Origin of the sequence: Streptomyces sennicomposti (assembly GCF_019890635.1) — a bacterium.
GTDB classification, from domain to species: domain Bacteria; phylum Actinomycetota; class Actinomycetes; order Streptomycetales; family Streptomycetaceae; genus Streptomyces; species Streptomyces sennicomposti.
Genome location: NZ_JAIOAB010000002.1, coordinates 133,969 through 154,108, shown reverse-complemented (window position 1 = coordinate 154,108; position 20,140 = coordinate 133,969). Strand labels below are relative to the sequence as shown.

The following is a 20,140-nucleotide window of genomic DNA, read 5'->3' as shown; positions in this document are numbered from 1 at the left end:
GGGGTCGGGCAGGTGGCCACGGTCCTCGAGCGTGACGCGGATGTGACGCAGGGGTACGGAACAGGAACGGAAGGCTGCACTGATCATGGTGGACAGAACGGAACGACAGGTCCGGGCGACCATCCACGCGGGAGGCGAGTGGCTCGAGGCGGGCTCCGGCGCGACGCGCGAGATCCTCGACCCGGCGGACGCCCGGCCGTTCGCCGTGGTCGCCGAGGGCGACGAGAAGGATGCGGACAAGGCGGTGGCCGCCGCCCGGCAGGCGTTCGACCACGGCCCCTGGCCCCGCACCCCGGTCGCCGAGCGCGCCGCGCTGCTGCGCCGCGTCGCGGACCTCCTGGTGCGCGACCGCGAGGAACTCGGCCTGCTGGAGAGCCGCGACGCCGGCAAGACCCTGGAGGAGGGCCGCGTCGACGTCGACTGCGTCGCCGACGCCTTCCGTTACTTCGCCGACCTGGTCGCCGCCGAGGCCCCGGGCCGGGTGGTCGACGCCGGCTCGCCCGACGTCCACAGCGTCGTCGTCCATGAGCCGGTCGGCGTCTGCGCGCTGATCACGCCCTGGAACTACCCCCTCCTGCAGGCCAGTTGGAAGATCGCCCCGGCGCTCGCGGCCGGCAACACCTTCATGGTCAAGCCGAGCGAGATCACCCCGTTGACCACCGTCGCGCTGATCGAGCTGCTCACCGAGGCCGGGCTGCCCGCCGGGGTCGCCAACATCGTCACCGGTCCCGGCCACACCGTCGGCGCCCGGCTCGCCGAGCACCCCGGCGTCGACCTGGTCTCCTTCACCGGCGGCCTGGCCAGCGGCACCAAGGTCGCCCAGGCGGCCGCCCCCGGCGTGAAGAAGGTCGCCCTCGAACTCGGCGGCAAGAACCCCAACGTGGTCTTCGCCGACGCCTGCGCCACCGACGAGGACTTCGACACCGCCGTCGACCAGGCCCTCAACGCCGCCTTCATCCACAGCGGCCAGGTGTGCTCGGCCGGCGCGCGTCTCATCGTCGAGGAGTCGGTCCGCGACCGCTTCGTCGCCGAACTCGCCCGCCGCGCCCAGCAGATCAGGCTTGGCCGCGGCACCGAGGACGGCGTCGAGTGCGGCCCGCTCGTCTCCGAGCAGCAGCGCGCCAAGGTCGAGGCGTACGTCGCGTCCGCGCTGACCGAGGGCGCGGTGCTGCGCTGCGGCGGCAAGCGGCCCGAACCGTCGGCGCAGCGCCCCGAGTCGGGCTGGTTCTACGAGCCGACCGTCCTGGACGCCTGCCACCGCGAGATGAGGGTCGTCCGGGAGGAGGTCTTCGGCCCGGTCCTCACCGTCGAGACGTTCCGCACCGAGGACGAGGCCGTACGCCTCGCCAACGACACCGAGTACGGTCTCGCGGGCGCCGTGTGGACCACCGACGCCGGGCGGGCCCGCCGTGTCGCCGGCCGGCTGCGGCACGGCACCGTATGGATCAACGACTTCCACCCCTACCTGCCGCAGGCGGAGTGGGGCGGCTTCGGCAAGAGCGGCACCGGCCGCGAACTGGGTCCCGCCGGACTCGCCGAGTACCGCGAGACCAAGCACGTCTACCAGAACCTCGCGCCGAAGCCGGTGCGCTGGTTCGCCGGCTGAGCCCCCACTCGCCCAGCCGGCGCACCAGCCGCGACACCCGCTCGTTCTCCCACCCCACAGGAGTAGCCACCCCATGCCGGATCACACCCACGAATTCGACTACGTCGTCGTCGGCGGCGGCACCGCAGGCTCCGTCATCGCCTCCCGCCTCACCGAGGACCCGAACATCACCGTCGCCGTCATCGAGGGCGGCCCGAGCGACGTCGGCCGCGACGACGTCCTCACCCTGCGCCGCTGGATGGGCCTGCTCGGCGGCGACCTCGACTACGACTACCCGACCACCGAACAGCCGCGCGGCAACTCCCACATCCGGCACAGCCGGGCGCGCGTCCTCGGCGGCTGCTCCTCGCACAACACCCTGATCTCCTTCAAGCCGCTCCCCTCCGACTGGGACGAGTGGGAGCGGGCCGGCGCGGAGGGCTGGGGCGCCGTCCCCATGGAGGCCTACTTCGCCCGCCTGAAGAACAACATCGTCCCGGTCGACGAGAAGGACCGCAACGCCATCGCGCGCGACTTCGTCGACGCCGCCCAGACGGCGCTCGGGGTGCCCCGCGTCGAGGGCTTCAACGAGAAGCCGTTCGCCGAGGGCGTCGGCTTCTTCGACCTCGCCTACCACCCGGAGGACAACAAGCGCTCCTCCGCCTCCGTCGCCTATCTGCACCCGGTGCTGGACGAACGCCCCAACCTCCGTATTTTCCTGGAGACTTGGGCGTACCGGCTGGAGCTGGACGGGACCCGCGCCGAGGGCGTCCACGTGCGCACCAAGGACGGCGAGGAGCTGCTGGTGCGGGCCCGCAGCGAGGTCGTCGTGTGCGCGGGCGCCGTCGACTCCCCGCGGCTGCTGCTGCATTCGGGCATCGGGCCCCGCGCCGAGCTGGAGGCGCTGGGCATCCCGGTCGTGCACGATCTGCCGGGCGTCGGCGAGAACCTGCTCGACCACCCCGAGTCGGTGATCGTCTGGGAGACGAACGGCCCGATCCCGGAGAACTCCGCGATGGACTCCGACGCCGGCCTGTTCGTGCGCCGCGACCCCGAACAGCCGGGCCCGGACCTGATGTTCCACTTCTACCAGATCCCGTTCACGGACAACCCGGAGCGGCTCGGCTACGAACGTCCCGCGTACGGCGTCTCGATGACCCCCAACATCCCCAAGCCGAGGAGCCGCGGCCGGCTGTACCTGACCAGCGCCGACCCGTCGGTGAAACCCGCCCTGGACTTCCGCTACTTCACCGACGAGGAGGACTACGACGCCCGCACCCTCGTCGACGGTCTGCGCATCGCCCGTGAGATAGCCCAGGCGGAGCCGCTGGCCGGCTGGCTCAAGCGCGAGGTCTGCCCGGGCCCCGGGATCGTCGGCGACGACGAACTGAGCGAGTACGCCCGCAAGGTGGCGCACACCGTCTACCACCCCGCCGGCACGTGCAGGATGGGCGCCGCCGACGACGCGCTGGCCGTGGTCGACCCGAGGCTGCGCGTCCGCGGCCTGTCCGGCATCCGCATCGCCGACGCGTCCGTCTTCCCGACCATGCCCGCCGTGAACCCGATGATCGGGGTGCTCATGGTCGGGGAGAAGGCCGCCGAGCTGATCGGAGGCGAGCGCCGATGACTCTCCCCGTCCCCACCCGCAAGCCGCCCACCGACGCCCCCGTCTTCTCCGTGGACGGCCTGTGGAAGGTGTTCGGCCCCAAGGCCGACCGCGTCCCCGCCGACCCCGGGCTCAGCTCTCTGGACGCCGCCGCACTGCGGGCGCGCACCGGCTGCACCGCCGCCGTCCGCGATGTCTCCTTCGACGTCCGCAAGGGCGAGGTCTTCGTCGTGATGGGCCTGTCCGGCTCCGGCAAGTCCACCCTCGTGCGCTGTCTGACCCGGCTGATCGAGCCGACGGCCGGCACGATCGCCATCGACGGCGAGGACGTCCGCGCGATGGACAAGGGCCGGCTGCGCGAACTGCGCCGGCACCGCGCCGCCATGGTCTTCCAGCACTTCGGCCTGCTCCCCCACCGCACGGTCCTCGACAACGTCGCCTACGGCCTGGAGATCCAGGGGATGGGCCGGTCGCAGCGGCGCGAGCGGGCCGCCGAGGTCGTCGCCAAGGTCGGCCTCGAAGGCATGGAGAAGCGCCGGCCCGGCCAGCTCTCCGGCGGCCAGCGCCAGCGGGTGGGCCTGGCCCGCGCCCTGGCCGTGGATCCCGAAGTGCTGCTGTTCGACGAGCCGTTCAGCGCCCTCGACCCGCTCATCCGGCGCGACATGCAGGAAGAGGTGGTGCGCCTGCACCGGGAGGAGGGCCGCACGATGGTCTTCATCACCCATGACCTCTCCGAGGCCCTCAAGCTCGGCGACCGCATCGCCCTGATGCGCGACGGCAGGGTCGTCCAGCTGGGCACCCCCGAGGAGATCGTCGGCTCCCCCGCCGACGACTACGTCCGCGAGTTCGTCCGGGACGTCCCGCGCGAACAGGTGCTGACGGTCCGTACGGCCATGCGCGCCGCGTCGGCGGCGGACGCGGCCACCGGTCCCGCGGTCCGTCCCGAGGCCACGGTCGCGGAGGCGATCGAGGCGGTGGCCCGCGCGGGCACCGCGGCCCGGGTGATGGACGCGGGCCGGTGCCTCGGCGTCGTGGACTCCGACACGCTGCTGGGCGTGGTCGCCGGAACGTCCGGCCCGTCCGGCCCGTCCGGCCCGGAACGTCGGCCGGACACCGACTCGGCCGCCACCGGAGCCCCCGGGTCCGCCTCCTCGGCCGCCACCGAAGCCTCCGGACCCGCCTTCGCGTCCGCCGCCGAAGCTCCCGCGCCCGCCTCCGCCGCCGCTGCGGAAGCCCCTTCGTCTCCCTCCTCCGCCGACACGCCGTCGGTGGCCTTCGCCGCGGAGCCCGGCGCGCCCGGGACCGGTCCGGCCGCCGCGTCCGACGTCCCTGACGCGGTATCCGGGGGCGGGTCCGCCGCGCGGGCCACGGGAGCCGAACGGCGACACGGCGGCCAGGCGTCACCGCCCCCGCGGCGCACGCGTCCGGAGGTGATCTGATGGCCACGCTGTCCGTCCCCGCCTCCCGCACCGGCGCTCCCCGCCTGCTGCGCAGCCGCGCCCTGGGCAAGCTCCTCCTGCTCGCCCTGGTCGCCGCCGTCCTCGCCCCCTGGGCCGCCGCCCGCTGGCCCGGCGCCACTTGGCCGCACGCCCTCACCGTCGACCTGACGAAGCCGCTCGCCTCCGCCGGCGACTGGGTCATCGACAACCGGGACAGCCACCCGCTGTTCCTGTACTTCTTCGGCTACATCAGCAACGCCGTCGTCCTCTCCGTCCGCGCGGTCTACCTGACCCTGCTGGCCGCCGGCTGGACCGGCGTCACGGTCTTCGGCGCCCTCGTCGCCTGGCGCGCGGCCGGGGTACGCCTCGCCGCCGGCACCGCCGCCGCCCTGCTCGCCTGCGGGGCCCTCGGCATGTGGGTGCCGACCATGCAGACCCTCGCGCTGATGGTCGTGGCCGTCCTCGCCTCCGTCGTCCTCGGCACGTTCCTCGGGCTCGCCGCCGGACTGTCCGACCGCCTGGAGCGGGCTCTGCGCCCCGTCCTGGACACCATGCAGGTGCTCCCGGCCTTCGCCTATCTGCTGCCCGTCGTCCTGGTCTTCGGCATCGGCGTCCCCGCGGCCGTCCTCGCCACCGTCGTGTACGCGGCGCCGCCCATGGCGCGGCTGACCTCGCTCGGCCTGCGTTCGGCCGACCCCGGGGTGATGGAGGCGGTGGAGTCGCTCGGCGCCACCTTCCGGCAGCGGCTGCTGACCGCCCGGCTGCCGCTCGCCCGCAAGGAGATCATGCTGGGCGTCAACCAAACGATCATGATGGCCTTGTCCATGGCTGTGATCGCGTCCATGATCGGCGCCGGCGGTCTGGGCGACCGCGTCTACCAGGCGCTGGCCTCCGTCGACGTGGGCGCCGCACTGGCGGCCGGCATCCCCATCGTGCTGCTCGCCGTCGTCCTCGACCGGGTCACCGCCGCCGTCGGCGAGCGGCTGGGCGCGGGCGCCGAGGCCACGCCGCAGCGGACCGCGGCCCGCTGGTCCGTCCTGGCCGTCGTGACGGCCGCCGCGGTCCTGATCGGCCGGCTCACGGGCACCCTGACCTGGCCGGGCGGCTGGGTCGCCGACATCGCCGCGCCGGTGAACACCGCCAAGGACTGGATGGTCGACCACCTCTACAGCGGGGTGCCCGTCGTCGGCGGCACCGCCGACTGGGCCGCCCATTTCACCACCTGGGTGCTGGACCCGATCCGCGACGGCCTCCAGTGGCTGCCGTGGTGGGGGCTGCTGCTCGTCGTGGCCGCGGTGGCCTGGCTGATCGGCACCTGGCGCACCGCGCTCACCGCGACGCTGGCCATGGCGGCGATCGGCGTCCTCGGGGTGTGGAAACCGTCCCTCGACACCCTCTCGCAGGTACTGGCCGCGGTGGCCGTCACCCTGGTGATCGGCCTCGGCGCCGCCGTCGCCGCCGCCCGCAGCGCCCGGTGCGAACGGGTCCTGCGCCCGGTGCTCGACGTCTGCCAGACCATGCCGCAGTTCGTGTACCTGATCCCGGTCGTGGCGCTGTTCGGCGTCGGCCGGGCCCCCGCGGCGGCCGCCGCCGTGATCTACGCCCTGCCCGCCGTCATCCGCATCGTCAGCCAGGGGCTGGGCCAGGTCGACCCGGGTGCGCTGGAGGCGGCGCGCTCGCTGGGCGCCACCGGCGCCCAGCAGTTGTGGCAGGTCCAGCTGCCGCTCGCCCGGCGCGCCCTGCTGCTCGCCGTCAACCAGTGCGTGGTGCTCGTGCTCGCCGTGGTCGTCGTCGGCGGTCTCGTCGGCGGCGGAGCGCTCGGCTACGACGTGGTGTTCGGTCTCGCGCAGGGCGACCTGGCGACGGGGCTGGTGGCGGGTGCGGCCATCGTCTGCCTGGGGCTGATGCTCGACCGGGTGACCCAGCCGACGGAGCGCCGCGCGGGGAAGGGAGCCTGACATGCGTATCCGCACCACCGCCCTGGTGGCGGCCGTCGCCGCGCTGGGACTGACCACCGGCTGCGGCGCCGCCGACATGACCAAGCAGGCCAGCCCGTTCGCCGGCGCGCAGGGCTCGAAGACCGTCACCCTGTCCGTGCAGTCCTGGGTGGGCGCGCAGTCCAACGTGGCCGTCGCGCAGTACATCCTGGAGCACCAGCTCGGCTACCGCGTCGACACCGTGCAGGTCGACGAGGTGCCGGCCTGGGACGCGCTCAGCCAGGGCCGGGTCGACGCGCTCCTGGAGGACTGGGGCCACCCCGACCAGGAGAAGCGGTACGTCGAGGACAAGAAGACCATCGCCGACGCCGGCGAACTCGGGGTGACCGGCCACATCGGCTGGTTCGTGCCGACCTACCTGGCCGAGCAGCACCCCGACATCACCGACTGGCGCAACCTCGACAAGTACGCCTCCCTGTTCCGCACCGCGGAGAGCGGCGGCAAGGGCCAGCTGATGGACGGCTCCCCGTCCTACGTCACCAACGACAAGGCGCTGGTGGCCAATCTGAAGCTGGACTACCAGGTGGTGTTCGCCGGTTCCGAGGCGGCGCAGATCACCCAGATGAAGCAGTTCGCCAAGGAGAAGAAGCCCTTCCTGACGTACTGGTACACGCCCCAGTGGCTGTCGGAGAAGGTGCCCATGACGGAGGTGAAGCTGCCGCCGTACAAGGAGGGCTGCGACGCGGACCCGGCGAAGGTGGCCTGCGCCTACCCGCACACCCCGCTGAAGAAGTTCCTCAACGCGCGCTTCGCGAAGTCCGGCGGCAAGGCGGCCGCCTTCCTGAAGAAGTTCAGGTGGACCACCGAGGACCAGAACGAGGTCTCGCTGATGATCGCCGATCAGAAGCTGAGCCCGCAGGACGCGGCGCGCAAGTGGGTGGACGGCCACCCGGAGGTGTGGAAGCGCTGGCTGTCCTGACCTGAACGCCTCAACGCCTCAACGCCTCAACGGCGGACGCGCCCCGGCCCGGGACCGTGCGCGCCCCGGCCCGGGACCGTGCGCGGCCCGTCCGGGGCGGCGCCGGCCGTACCGCACACGGCCGTACCGCCACGCCCGGGCCCGTCGTGGAGGCGGCGCGGCAGTGCTAGTTCTCGGGGCCTCGTCGGCTCGGTGAGGTCCAGCGGTTCGGTCGGCTTCCGGTGCTTCAGGAGGCCGCCGGCCGCCGCTTCGCCCCGGACTGCCGCCGGCGCACGGACGGCCAGGGGGCCATCGCTGCGAGTTCCTCGCCCCGGGCAGCGCCCGCTGGGACGCGGAGGGTGCCGGGGGGCGGGATGCTCGGAGCGGTCCCGGCCGCCTCAACGGCTATTACAGGCCAAGGACATGACGTCGATGAACGCACGTCCCTCCCGTGCCATCCCTATAGCTGACTACGCCAAACGGCATGTAGCTCACTTTCGGCAAGAGCAGGCATTCTCGATACGGAAAGGGACATACCTGTGATGATCTCGAAGCGTCGCTCTCTGCGCACGGCAGTCGTCGGCACGCTGGGGGCCGCCTCCCTCGCCCTCGCGGGCACGGCGACGGCCGCCACCGCGACCACGCACACCCCGTCGCCCGTGGCCGCGGTGCAGACGGACCAGGCCGCCAAGGCCTCCATCACCGCAACGCCGTCGACGTCCTCGGTCCGGGCCTGGCAGCTGTTCCGGGTCACCGGCAAGACCACCGGCATCAAGGCCGGCGGCAACGTGACCCTCCAGCAGAAGCAGCACGGCAAGTGGGTCTCCCTGCCCGCGTCCGCCCCCGTGTCCCGCAGCGGCTCGTACTCGCTGGGGGTCAAGCTCGGCCTCAAGGGCAAGAACGACCTGCGCATCGTCAACGGCGCGACGGCCTCACCGGTCTTCGGCGTCACCGTCCGCTGACCCCAGCCGCCCGTGGCCTGGCCGGGTGGCCGGGCAGGGTGGCCGGGCAGGGTGGCTGTACCCGGGGGGGTGTGCCGGTCCGGAGCATAGGGGTTACCCCGGCCGGGTATCCGCTGCCGTGTCGGACAGGCGGATGTCGCTGACGACTCCGCGCTTCGGAAGGGGAGATGACGCATGGCGGCCGATGCGAACTCCGGCAGGATCACGGGGAAGGTCCAGGGCAGGGACATCGTCCTGACGGGCCCTGTGTCGAAGGAGGAGATCCGGAACAAGGTGTGGTGGTGGCGGGCGCCCGACCCCCGGACCGCCGAGGAACGGGAAGACGGCTCCCACGAGTTCGACCCCTCCGAGAAGAGCGTGATCAACACGCTGGGCGGCTACTACGAGGTCCCCGACGACCCCGGCACACACGAGGCCGACGAGCTGGTCCAGACGGTGTACACGGAACTCAACCCGGATCGGTGACGGCCCACTGGGCCTCGCCTTCGCGCCGTCGTCGTGCGTCCGGCACCAGGTGCCTCCGTCGGACCGGTTGGTTCGGCGGGTGGCACCGGGCCCGGGTGTGGGGCAGGCACGTGGCACGTCTCGCGAGCTTCTCGCAGCGGCTCAGGGCGGTGGCCATGGCCAGGCCCCGGCTCTGCCGGTCGTTGCGGTCCGCGTACGGGATCTTGAGGCCACGGGCAGCCCATGGCAGGCTCATGCCGCATGATCGATGAGTTCGCGAAGGACAACCTGCACGGGAGACTGCGGCGGGACCGCGAGGCGCTGCTCTGGAAACTCGACGGCCTGTCCGAATACGACGCCCGCCGACCTTTGACGGCGACCGGGACCAACCTCCTCGGCCTGGTCAAACACGTGGCCACCGTCGAGGCCAGGTACTTCGGCGAGGTCTTCGGCCGTCCTTCCCCGGAACCGCTGCCCCGGTGGCAGGACCACGACGGCAGCGATCTGTGGGCGTCCGAGGGCGAGACCCGCGATCAGATCTTCGCGTCCTACCGGCGCACGTGGGGACACTCCGACGCGACGATCAGCGAGCTTCCCCTCGACGCCCCCGGCCACGTGCCGTGGTGGCCGGAGCCCTGGTCCGACACGAACCTGTTCGCCATCATGGTCCATGTCCTCGCCGAGACCGTCCGGCATGCCGGGCACGCCGACATCCTCCGAGAGGGCCTCGACGGCCGGACCGGGCTGCGCGCCGAACACGAGCAGCGGATCGACGAGGAAGCCCGTGCCGCCTACCGCGCGAAGATCGAGCAGGCCGCCAGATCGGCCGCAGGGCGCTGATCTCCCGAAGCGTGGCGGCATCGGGCGGTGCCGGACGAGCACGGAGTCCGGCTTCTGCCGTTGGTTCCCGCGTCCGCCTGCCACTGCCCGCCGACCGGTCTCCGGCGTACGCACCTGACGGAAGCCGGGTCGGGGACACAGAAGTGGCGGAGCATCCCCGGGGGGGCGGACTTGTTGCCGTGCTCGCCGGCGACCAGGGGGCCGCGCACTGCCTTTTCGCGCGTGTCGATGAGGGAACCGCGCCTGCCGTGATGCGGCCGCTGCGCCGGGTTGGTGTCTCTCCCCTGCCAGGCGTCGGTCATGATGCGGGAGAGGGCGCTCGAACTGGTTTTGAGTCGGGCCGTGTCGGCTCCGCCCCGCTTCTGTTGATCGTCCTGGACCTGGAGAGAGAGCAATGACCGCTGAGTTCGGGGCCGGTGTCCATGAGCGGCTCGCCGGCTACCGGGAGCGCTTCGACGCCCGGTTCGCGGACTACTTCGACACGATGGCCCGACAGCGGCTCCCGCGCGGTTCGTTCGCGCCCGAGGCGCTGGAGCTGGTGCGGGACATGTCGTTGCGCGGCGGGAAGCGGCTGAGGGTCGCGCTGCTGTACGAGGCGGCCCGGCTGGTGACCGCCGATGCCGTGGCCGGGCTGGAGGAGGCCGCGCTCAGTATCGAGTTGCTGCAGACGCACGGACTGATCCACGACGACATCGTCGACGACTCGCCGGTACGCCGGGGGGCCGCCTCGGTGTACTACGCCTACCGCGAGCGATTCGCCGACCGCCCGCAGACGGCGCTAGGGCTGGCGGTCCTCGCCGGGGACCTGGCCGCGTTCCTGTCGGTGCGGGTTCTCCTGACCGCCCCCGTGCCCCGTGATCTGCGGCAGGCGATGGCGGCCGTGCAGGCGACGGCGGGCGCGGACACGGTCGTCGGGCAGATCCTCGACCTGGAACGTGACTTCGGCCCGCTGCCCGACCGTGCGACGCTGGATCTGGTGTCCGAGTACAAGAGCGCCCGGTACTCGGTGCTCGCCCCCTTGCAACTCGGCCTGCTCGCGGCGGGTGCGGACCCGGCCGCCCATGAGAAGGAACTCGCGCGGTACGCGACGCTGGTCGGGATCAGCGGGCAGATGTGCGACGACTACCTGGACCTGTTCGCCGACGCCGACGCGGTCGGCAGACCGGCCGGATCGGATCTCCGCGCGGGCCGCCGCAGTTACGCGGTGTGCGCGGTCCTGGCGGCGACGACCGGCCGGGAGCGGGAGCTGGTGGAGTCAGCGCTCGCCGACCCCAATTGCCGGGCGGAGACCGTCGAACAGGTCCGTGACATCGCCGTTCGACACGGCGTCGACGCACGGATGCGCGCCGAGATCCGCCGTAGCGCCGAGGAGGCGGCTTCCGTCGCGGCGGGCTGGCGGCGGCGGTGGCGCGAGGAAGCCGTCGACTTCTTCGCGCAACTGCCGCTGTGGGCCGCGCAACGCGCCCGGTGACCTACCGGTGGCCCTCCGGTGACCTTGCGGTGGCGGCCGCGCCCGCCCGGTGGCGGTCGGTGAGCCGTTCGGCGAGCGGGAGCACGCACCTGTGGCCGGGGCCGACGGCGTGCAGGAGGACCGGGGTGGGTCCGGCTCCGCTGACGGCCGCGCGCGGAGCACAGGCCCCCAGGTGTCCGGCCGGCCTCGTCCCTCCCCAGGTGATGGTCAGTGGCCCACCGGTGGTGGGACCGTGTGAGTGCGCTGCCGTCGGTTTCCGGGGCCCGCCGGTCCCCGCCGTCGTAGCGCGGACCATGGGGAAGGAACCTCCATGTTCATACCATCGGTGTCCTTACCGTCTCCTGACCGCCCGTCGCGTGACAGAGCACGCCGCCGTCTGGCCGCCCTGGTGGTGAGCCTGGTGCTGGCAGTCGCCGGCGTGGCCGGTCTCGGCACCGCCGACGCCGCGGTGGCGCAAGGCCCCCTCCTCTACGTCGCCGACAGCGGCGCGGGCGACGTCTCGGTGGTCGACAGCAGCGGCAACACCGTCACGTCCACCGTCTCGGTGGGCGGCGCACCCCACGGCGTGGCCGTCAGCCCGGACGGCGCCGAAGCGTACGTCACCGACACCTCCGGCGGCACCGTCTCGGTGATCGACACCGCCACCGGGGCCGTGTCCGCCACCGTCCCGGTCGGCGGCCTCCCGTACGCCTTGGCCGTCACCCCGGACGGCGGCCGGCTGTACGTCACCGATCTCGCCGACAACACCGTCTCGGTGGTCGACACCGCCACCGGCTCCGTCACCGCCACCCTCGACGTGGGCGTGCGCCCCGTCGGCGTGGCCGTCGACCCGACCGGCGCCCGGGTCTACGTCACCAACGACAGCGACACCAACACCCTCTGGGTGATCAGCACCGCGACGGACACCGTCACCTCCTCCATAGCGCTGCCCGCCCATGCGTACGGAGTGGCGTTCGACCCGACCGGCGCCCGCGCCTACGTCGCCCTCGTCAACGGCGGCTCGGTCGCGGTCGTCAGCACCGCCACCGGCACGGTCACCTCGCTCGTGCCCGTCGGCGTCGCCCCGCACGGGGTGGCCCTCTCGCCGGACGGCACGCTCGTGTACGTCGCCGATTACGGCAGCCACACCGTCTCGGCCCTCAGCACCGCCACCGGCGCCGTCACCGCGACCGTCCCGGCCGGTCCCGGGCCGGAGGCCGTCGCCTTCGACGCGGCCGGCGCCCGGGCGTACGTCACCGACACCGACGCCGACACGGTGACGGTGATCGACACCGCCACCGGCACCGTCGACTCCGCCTTCACCGTCGGCAGCCACCCGGCCGGAATCGCCTTCGCCCCGCCCACCGCCGATCTGGCCGTGACCCTGACGGCCACCGGGGTTCCCGGGCTGCTCGGCGGCCGCATCGACTACACCCTCACCCTCACCGACAACGGCCCTTCGGCCCTGACGTCCGCCACGGTCACCGCCACCCTGCCGTCCCCGATGACCGCCACCGGCAACTCCTGCGCCGCGACCAGCGGTCACGTCACCTGTGCCGTCGGAGCGCTGGCGGCCGGCGCGAGCACCACGCGCACCTTCAGCGTCCCCGTCGGCACGCTCACACTGGGGCTGCCCTACACCGTCACGGCGAAGCGCGGCACGAGCGCCCCCGCCGACACCGACCCCGCCGACGACACCGCCTCCCGCACCTGCGCCGTGGTCACCTCACTGATCATCAAGTGCGGCTGACCCGACGAGCCCGCCGGCCTCACGGCTGTTCCTGCCGTGAGGTCGGGGCAGGACCGGCGAGGTGAGGCATGGGCAGCCCGGCGGTGACACGGTTCAGGCGACGAGGCCGAGCCGCGGGCCGCCCCGGTCGCGCAGTCGTCTGAAGAAGGCCAGCACGCCCGCGGAGCCGCCCGCCCAGGTCGCGCTCGACCGGGCGAGACCCGCGTCCGGGAAGACGGGCCGGGACCAGGTGCCGCCGCTGCGGCTCAGGATGAGCAGCGCGACGGTCTCGGCCGCGTCCCGGAACTCCTCGGACGCGGACGCCTCCGCCACGTCCACCATCAGGTCGCCGACCCCGGCCAGTCCGCAGCACTGCGTGACCAGCGGCATCCGCGGCGCCAGTGCCGCGCAGGCGCGTGCGGCCCGCTGCGCGAGGTGGAGGTACCGGGGCTCGTCGAGGCGTTCGGCGGCCCGGACGAGTACCGTCCCGATGCCGGCCAGGCCCCGGCACCACGAGCCGTAGCGGCGTGTCGCCCCCGGCTCGGCGGCCGCCGCGATGATGTCCGGTGTCACGGCGGCCAGACGCGCGGCGGCCTTCTCGGCACGACCGGCCGCTTCCGCAGCCCCGGTCGCGCCGTCGTGGTCGAGCAGGAAGCTGTGTTCGAGCAGAAAGCCGACGACGCCCGCCTCGCCGTGCGCCACACCTTCGCGCAGGGCGGCGCTGCCGGCCGTGTCGGAGCCGGCCGGGGTCAGCCGGGCGGCGCCCGAGGCCAGCATGCGGTCGCAGTCGGCGGCGACGGCGAGGTGCCGGTCCGCGGCCTGCCGGTGACCGGACCGCAGGGCGTGCCGGGCGAGAAGCACCCGGCCGAGCCCGATTCCGGCGACGCCCGCGATCAGGTCCGCCTCCGGCGGTCCCCCGTCCGGTCCGCGGTCCGGCAGGGCGGGGTGCGCGGACCGACCGTCCGCGTCCGCCCCCGGGGCCTCCCCCGGCCCCTCCTCCGATCCCGCCTCCGCCTCCGCGAGGAAGAGTTGGACTCCGGTGCGCCCCGTGTAGAGGCCGGGCGGCAGGTTCCTGGACTGCTCCGCCGTCCAGTGCGCCAGGGCGGTGACGGCCGCACGCACCCGGGGCCGGTGCGCATGGTGGAGGAGTTCCAGTCCGAGTCCCGAACTGCCGCCGTAGACGTCGACCGAGGTGGGGACGTTCAGCTGCGCGGCCCGCACCGGGTCCACGATCGCCTCCGCCTCCCCGGCGCAGAAGTCGGTCGTGTGCTCGATGATCTCGTCCAGCAGATCGCGGTCGACGCGGGGGTGCGTGGTCCGCCGCGCGGGCCGGCGCGCGGCTCCGGCCGTGCCGGTGCGCAGCCGGTCGGCGGCGGCGGTCCGTACGGCCGCCTCGAAGCTGAGGAGGCCGGTGATCGTCGACCGGATCTCCCGGTGGGCGCGCCCGGGCAGGGCCCAGGACAGGCAGGCCAGGGTCCGGTCCCGGTTGACCTCGTGGTCGGTGTCGACGATCACCGGGTCCATGCCGGTGGCGGCGAAGAAGAGGGTGGCGCCGAGGGCGTAGTGGTCGTCGGCGGGGGCGGCCGGTCCGGCCGCGCGCAGCACCGGTTCGCTGTATCCGGGGGTCGCCCCTCCCGGTCCGGCGCCCGCGCACTCGCTGATCCCGAAGTCGATCACGTGGCAGTGGCCGGGGCCTGAGGCGTCGAGCACGACGTTGTCGGGCTTGAGGTCGCGGACGACCACGTTCCGGCCGTGGATCGCGTCCAGGACGCGCAGGAGCCGCACGGCGAGGACGGACAGGGCGCGCCGCGGCCGGGCGCCGTCGTCCTGGTAGGGGCCGTTCCGCAGGATCTCCCTGCGGAGGTTGCGGTCGCCGCAGCCGCTCATCACCAGGTATTCGTCCGACCGGTGGGCGAAGTAGTCCAGTGCGCGGGGTACGCCCGGGACGCCGTCGAGCGCGGTGAGGACCGTGTGCTCGTTGCGCAGCCGGTGGCGGGCGTCGGTGCCGGACTCGTCCTCGCCCACGAAGGCCCGCGCCTGTTTGACCACCACCGGCCGGCCGAGGGTGGTGTCGAGGGCGCGGTAGACGTTGCCGTGGGCGGCGCGCGCGATGCCGGCGGTGACGGTGTAGCGTCCGCCGCCCAGGCCGGGTGCGGACGGTGCGGCGCCGGGTCCGGCGGCGGTCGCGAAGGGGTCCTCGGCCCAGGGCGGGCACCGGTAGCGGCCGACGGCCAGGCCGTCGAAGACGCGGCCGTCCGGCCCGGTCATGACGGATTCGAGCCGCCCGCTCCGGCCGGTCCGGTAGTCGCCCGTGAAGGGGCCGTAACGGTAGTAGACCGGGGCCCGCGGGTCGACCCGCCGGTCGCTGACGACCCGCGGGCCTTCCCGGTCGCGCAGTACGGCGGCCAGGTCCCGGGCGACCTCGACGAGGGTCCCGGGCAGCGGGTAGACGGTGATCGCCTTGCCGACGGCCCCGGCGCTCACCGTCCCGGAGTTGAGGCGGCGCAGCGTCTCCGGGTCGCGGGCGACCTTCGCGTGGCACACGTACCGGGAGAGCACCGGCAGGACGAGCCCGGTCACGGTGTCGAGGTCGCCGGGACGCGCCGAGACGTGCAGTTTCCAGCCGTGTTCCATCGCCGGCATCCGCGGATCGTTCAGGTACGACCAGGTGTCGTCGGACCACGCGGTGCGGCCGGCGATGGAGACGGCCACCGCTACGAGTTCAGGTCACAGGCGAAACGGGTGGTGGCGGTCACCCAGGGGTCGGCCAGACACGCCGTGGGCTCGCGGTCGCCCCGGTCGTCGTCCTCGAACACGATCGCCTCGTCGTCGATCTCCAGCGGTCCCGCGTCGCGGAATCCGTGGGCTTCGCGAAGATCCGGCACGGCTAAGGGCATGTGACGCCTCCATGGTCTGTCGTGCGCTGAGGAACAGGCAATGACCGGAACGGGCCGGTGAGCCCGCCGGGCCGAGCACTCGCTGGACAAAGGTAAGGAGGGGCGTATGCGCTGACAAGGGGTCAGGTGACATTGTCGTGGACACATCGGTTCGGCGGCGGGTCCGCGCGGCGAGCGCCCGCGGCCCGCCGCGACGACTGGACGCGGACCACGCCGAACTGAAGTCGATGCTTCTACGAGACGTCGGCGTCTCGGCGGAGGAGGGGTGGCGGGGTCCAGGCGGCGGTGAGGGCGGACTGTTCGGGCCAGTACAGGCGCAAGAAGACGTTGAAACTTCCTTCGGGGGCGGGGAGCCAGTTGTTCTCGCGTTCGGGCCCCGGGTTGTCGTGCTGGATGTGGATGTCCAGGGAGCCGTCGGGGTTGGTGGTCATCCCGCTGCGGTCACCGATCGCGTACCGGTCCAGGGGGTTGTCGACGAACAGCTGACGGTCGTTCATCATCGTCAGCGACCAGAAGCCTCGCACCGGCGGTGTCCGCCCGGCGTCGAAGTGCAGGACGTAGGCGTGGGCGCCGTCCAGGGGCCGGCCGTCGGCGTCGGTGGTGGCGTGGGGGTAGAGGGCGTCGGCGTCGAGGTTGGCGCCGTAGCCGAAGCGGGTGATGACGGCGCGCTTGGCGTAGTCGGTGCCGTACTCGCCCAGACCACGGTGCACGGTCCAGCCGTTGACCTGCCCGCCGGCGGACTCGGCCCGGGCCATGAGCGAGCGCAGCGTGTCCGGCCCGTGAGCGGCGGCGGTGTCCAGCGCGGCGAGCACCTCCGGGGGCCGGTTCTCGAGGTCCGCGCCCGGTGCGATGCCCAGCTCGGCGACGCGGTCCAGGAACGCGGCGTCGGCCGGGTGTGGCGGGTTGTCGACCATCAGCCGGTTGAGGCGGGAGAAGTACGCGCGTCCGGAGAGGGCCTCGACGCGGTCGACCGGAGAGGTGGCGGTGTCGTGGCCGGTGGGGACGGGGACGTCGGTGGGCGGGGTGTGGTCGTCGGGGTCGCCGGTCCACGCCGACAGCGGGATCAGGCGCGTACGGTCCTGCAACCGGTTCACGGCGGGGAAGTCCGGCGGACCGCTGGTCGCGTACCGGGCGACGATCCAGTTCATGGCGGTGGGCGACCGCAGCAGGGTCAGGCCCGGCGGGGTGTCCCCCGTCCAGGACGGACCGGCGAGGAGGAACGGCCCGGCGGTCGGGCCGTCCAGGCGTCGGCCGGGAACGGCGAAGACGTCCGACCAGGCGGTGAGGATCGGCGCCAGCCAGAACCGGTCGCCGAAGTCCGGCAGGGCCAGCACCAGCGGTTCCTGGGACAGATCGAGCCAGGCGCTGGAGTACAGGGTGTCGGCGTTCGGGGAGACGACCTCGGTGAACGAGGCGTCCGGCGTCCGGCGCATGTAGGCGAACTGGTTGACGGGCGCCTTGCGCCGCTCGTCGTCGCGTGCCGGGACGGCCGTCATCACGGCCTTGGTCGCCTCCGCCGTCAGCAGGGGGTATCCGTACAGCCAGGCCTCGGTGGCGAGCTGCTCCAGCGATTCATCCGCCATGGACTTCTCCCTGCGCTCGTGCGCCTGCCTTCTGGTCCGACGCCACGAGGCTCCCTCATCTCCCGGACGACGGCCCCTCGACACGCGCCGATGTCACTCCGGCCTCACTCATCGAGCAGACCGGGCCCGAACGGGGGCTCGGCGAAGGCCGCCCGGCCGGCCGGCTCAGGACCCCGCATTGCACCGCGCTTCGCGCGGGGCCGCCCCGAACGTGCCGTTCTCGCCCCGGGCCTGAAGGCCCCTCCGCCCCTTACAGCCGGACCCGTGGCCTCGCGATCCCCCGCACTCGGCCTAGGCCGTGTCGTCAAATTCCCGCCGTCCGCCCGGAGGGCGCGCTCTGCGGCGTCAGGTGCGTGCTCTCGGCGTGCCGAATCCTGACCCTCGTACTGGACGTACTCGGGTCTGGGTCCGGTGCGGCGAGAGTGCGTGCATGGCGTCGCGGAGCAGGCGGGAATTTGACGACACGGCCTAGAGGCCCACGTCGCGGCTGCGGATGTCGTCCAGGGACTCCCGGCGTACGAGGAGCCGGGCACGGCCGTCGCGTACGGCGGCCACCGGCGGGCGGCCGACCAGGTTGTACCCGGAGGCCATGGAGAGGTGGTAGGCGCCTGCGGCGGGGACGGCGAGCAGGTCTCCGGGGCGTACGTCCGCGGGGAGTTCGACGTCGGCGGCGAGCACGTCGCCAGCTTCGCAGTGCCGGCCGACGACGGTGACGAGGGCCGGTTCGGCGGTGGTGCGGCGGCCGATGAGACGGGGGGCGTAGCGCACTCCGTACAGGGCGGGGCGCGGGTTGTCGCTCATGCCGCCGTCGACCGCGACGTACGTACGCTCGCCGGTGCGCTTGACGGCGAGCACCCGGTACAGGGCGATGCCCGCCGGTCCGGCGATGGCCCGTCCGGGTTCGATGATCAGGCGGGGCACGGGCAGTCCCGCCGCCGCGCACGCCCCGGTCAGCTCGGTGCGGACCTCGCGGGCCAGGGTGGTCGGGTCCAGGGCCGGTTCGCCCGGGCGGTAGGCGATGCCGTGGCCGCCGCCGAGGTCGAATTCGGGCAGGACGAGGCCGTGCTGTCCGTGGAGGCCGGCCATGAGGGCCGCGATGCGTCGCACGGCGGTCAGATAGGGCTCGACGCTGGTGATCTGCGAGCCCAAGTGGCAGTGCAGGCCCGTGAGTTCGAGCTGCGGCTGGTCCAGTGTCCGGGTGATGGCGTGCTGGGCACACCCGTCGGAGATGCTGAGGCCGAACTTCTGGTCCTCGGTGCCGGTGCGGATCTTCTCGTGGCCGCCGGCGCTGATCCCGGGCGCCACTCGGACCATGACCTTCTGGTGGCCGCGCGGGCCGACGGCGGCGGCCAGCCGGGCGATCTCGGACGGGCTGTCGATGACGATGCGGCCCACGCCCAGCCGCAGCGCCGTTTCCAGGTCGCGCGGGGACTTGGCGTTGCCGTGCAGCACGATCCGCTCGGCGGGGAAGCCCGTGGTGACGGCGAGTTCCAGCTCGCCGGCCGAGCAGACGTCGAGCCCGAGGCCCTCCTCGTCCACCCAGTGGATCATCGCGCGGCACAGGAAGGCCTTGGCCGCGTAGAGGATCTCGGCGTCGGGGAAGGCATCGCGGTAGGCACGGCAGCGGGTGCGGACCTCGGCTTCGTCGAGGACGTAGACGGGGGTTCCGAAGCGGTCGGCGATCTCGGCGAGCGGTACGCCGCCCACCGCCAGGGCGCCCGGGCGGGGCTCGGCGGCGGACGCGGGCCACACCGAGAGGTCGGCGTCGACGGGGGCGACGGCACTGTCGGGAACGGTGGTCATGACGGCCTTCCTCTCAGCCGACGCGCGGGGCGGGGGCGGGAACGACGGGGTTCACCGGCCGGACGGGGCAGGCGCGACGGGCCGTCCCGACGGGGCAGGCGCGACGGGCGGGATGGGCGGGACGGGCCGTGAACTGGGGGTCCACCGTGACGGTGGCGATGCCGAGCGGTTTGGTCAGCGCGCGCAGCGCGGGCTCGGCCAGCCTGATCCACGCCTGCTCGGGGCCGAGCGTGGCGATCAGACTGCTCTCGGAGGTGAAGCCGACGGCCGTACGGTCGCCGAGAGGTGTGCGGAAGATTCGCGCGACACACCCCGAGGGTCCCGGCCGGACGGGGACGAACAGGGGTCCGGCCGGGAACCGTTCGGAGGGTTCGGGGTCTTCGCCGCACAGGATGTCTGCCATGGGATACCTCCGGGGGAGCCGGGACCCGAGCGGTCCCGGGAGCCGGGACCTGAGCGGTCCGCGGCGCGTCGAGGGGCTTGGCGGCCCCGAACGCGGGGAGGCGGAACGGGGCTCGCCGATGACGTTATGCCCGCCCGGCCCGGCCCTGCGCCGGCTCCTGACGCAGCGCTGACGGACGTCGGGCGAACCCTGACGCGGCGCTGACACCTGCGGCGACCGGCCGACGCGGTGCCGTCAGAAAGGCGCCAGGAACCGGCTCGCGGGCTGGTCGAGAACCTCCGCGCGGAGCTGAGACGGGACTGGTCTCCCTGAGGTTCGCCGGCGCGGGATCTTTCGTCGGCGTGTGCAGAACGGTGAAGTGATGTCCGCGTCCGATACGACTCCAGCCGCTCGGGTCCTGGTCGGGATCAGCGGTTCCCCGGGCAGCAGGACCACCCCGCGCCGGACCGCCGGGCCGCCCTGTGCCGGGCAGCCGGACCGCCCCGTGACGGCTCGCCGGACCGC

The 20,140-nt window shown here is 73.3% G+C and carries 14 protein-coding genes and 1 pseudogene; 10 read left to right on the top strand and 5 right to left on the bottom strand.

Annotation, left to right across the window (positions count from 1 at the left end):
* Nucleotides 1-85 precede the first annotated feature (85 nt).
* From K7787_RS01690 to K7787_RS01645, 10 genes and pseudogenes are all read left to right on the top strand, one after another.
* On the top strand, nucleotides 86-1,606 hold the full coding sequence (locus K7787_RS01690) for an aldehyde dehydrogenase family protein (protein WP_223000226.1): 1,521 nt from the start codon (nucleotides 86-88) through the stop codon (nucleotides 1,604-1,606).
* A gap of 73 nt (nucleotides 1,607-1,679) precedes the next feature.
* The gene (locus K7787_RS01685) at nucleotides 1,680-3,212 is read left to right on the top strand and encodes a GMC family oxidoreductase (protein WP_223000225.1); all 1,533 of its coding nucleotides are present in this window, start codon (nucleotides 1,680-1,682) and stop codon (nucleotides 3,210-3,212) included.
* A pseudogene (locus K7787_RS01680) lies at nucleotides 3,209-4,279 on the top strand (quaternary amine ABC transporter ATP-binding protein); the annotation flags it as partial. The gene K7787_RS01685 and the pseudogene K7787_RS01680, both read left to right, overlap by 4 nt.
* A 350-nt stretch (nucleotides 4,280-4,629) precedes the next feature.
* Nucleotides 4,630-6,588, top strand: coding sequence for an ABC transporter permease (locus K7787_RS01675; protein WP_223000223.1), 1,959 nt, complete (start codon nucleotides 4,630-4,632; stop codon nucleotides 6,586-6,588).
* 1 nt (nucleotide 6,589) lies between these two features.
* The gene (locus tag K7787_RS01670) at nucleotides 6,590-7,546 is read left to right on the top strand and encodes an ABC transporter substrate-binding protein (protein ID WP_223000222.1); all 957 of its coding nucleotides are present in this window, start codon (nucleotides 6,590-6,592) and stop codon (nucleotides 7,544-7,546) included.
* A gap of 521 nt (nucleotides 7,547-8,067) precedes the next feature.
* On the top strand, nucleotides 8,068-8,487 hold the full coding sequence (locus K7787_RS01665; RefSeq protein ID WP_043262382.1) for a hypothetical protein: 420 nt from the start codon (nucleotides 8,068-8,070) through the stop codon (nucleotides 8,485-8,487).
* Nucleotides 8,488-8,661: 174 nt separating this feature from the next.
* Nucleotides 8,662-8,952, top strand: a complete 291-nt coding sequence (locus K7787_RS01660) for a hypothetical protein (protein WP_223000221.1) — start codon at nucleotides 8,662-8,664, stop codon at nucleotides 8,950-8,952.
* Nucleotides 8,953-9,192: 240 nt separating this feature from the next.
* On the top strand, nucleotides 9,193-9,771 hold the full coding sequence (locus K7787_RS01655; protein WP_223000220.1) for a DinB family protein: 579 nt from the start codon (nucleotides 9,193-9,195) through the stop codon (nucleotides 9,769-9,771).
* 394 nt (nucleotides 9,772-10,165) lie between these two features.
* Nucleotides 10,166-11,242, top strand: a complete 1,077-nt coding sequence (locus K7787_RS01650; protein WP_223000219.1) for a polyprenyl synthetase family protein — start codon at nucleotides 10,166-10,168, stop codon at nucleotides 11,240-11,242.
* 310 nt (nucleotides 11,243-11,552) lie between these two features.
* Complete coding sequence (locus K7787_RS01645; RefSeq protein ID WP_223000218.1) at nucleotides 11,553-12,971, top strand: YVTN family beta-propeller repeat protein; 1,419 nt, start codon at nucleotides 11,553-11,555, stop codon at nucleotides 12,969-12,971.
* 93 nt (nucleotides 12,972-13,064) lie between these two features.
* Here K7787_RS01645 and lanL read toward each other — a convergent pair whose 3' ends face one another.
* The 5 genes from lanL to K7787_RS01620 form a co-directional block, all read right to left on the bottom strand.
* Nucleotides 13,065-15,662 (bottom strand): class IV lanthionine synthetase LanL, encoded by a 2,598-nt coding sequence (gene lanL / locus K7787_RS01640; protein ID WP_223000217.1) that lies wholly within the window; start codon nucleotides 15,660-15,662, stop codon nucleotides 13,065-13,067.
* Nucleotides 15,663-15,664: 2 nt separating this feature from the next.
* Nucleotides 15,665-15,847: an SflA family class IV lanthipeptide gene (locus K7787_RS01635; protein WP_009192895.1), complete on the bottom strand. Its 183-nt coding sequence runs from the start codon at nucleotides 15,845-15,847 to the stop codon at nucleotides 15,665-15,667.
* 233 nt (nucleotides 15,848-16,080) lie between these two features.
* Entirely contained in the window at nucleotides 16,081-17,430 is a 1,350-nt protein-coding gene (locus K7787_RS01630; RefSeq protein WP_223000216.1) for a DUF1254 domain-containing protein, read from the bottom strand.
* A gap of 468 nt (nucleotides 17,431-17,898) precedes the next feature.
* The gene (lysA, locus tag K7787_RS01625) at nucleotides 17,899-19,233 is read right to left on the bottom strand and encodes a diaminopimelate decarboxylase (RefSeq protein WP_223000215.1); all 1,335 of its coding nucleotides are present in this window, start codon (nucleotides 19,231-19,233) and stop codon (nucleotides 17,899-17,901) included.
* A gap of 13 nt (nucleotides 19,234-19,246) precedes the next feature.
* Nucleotides 19,247-19,636, bottom strand: a complete 390-nt coding sequence (locus K7787_RS01620; RefSeq protein ID WP_223000214.1) for an SAV_915 family protein — start codon at nucleotides 19,634-19,636, stop codon at nucleotides 19,247-19,249.
* Between the last annotated feature and the right edge of the window lie 504 nt (nucleotides 19,637-20,140).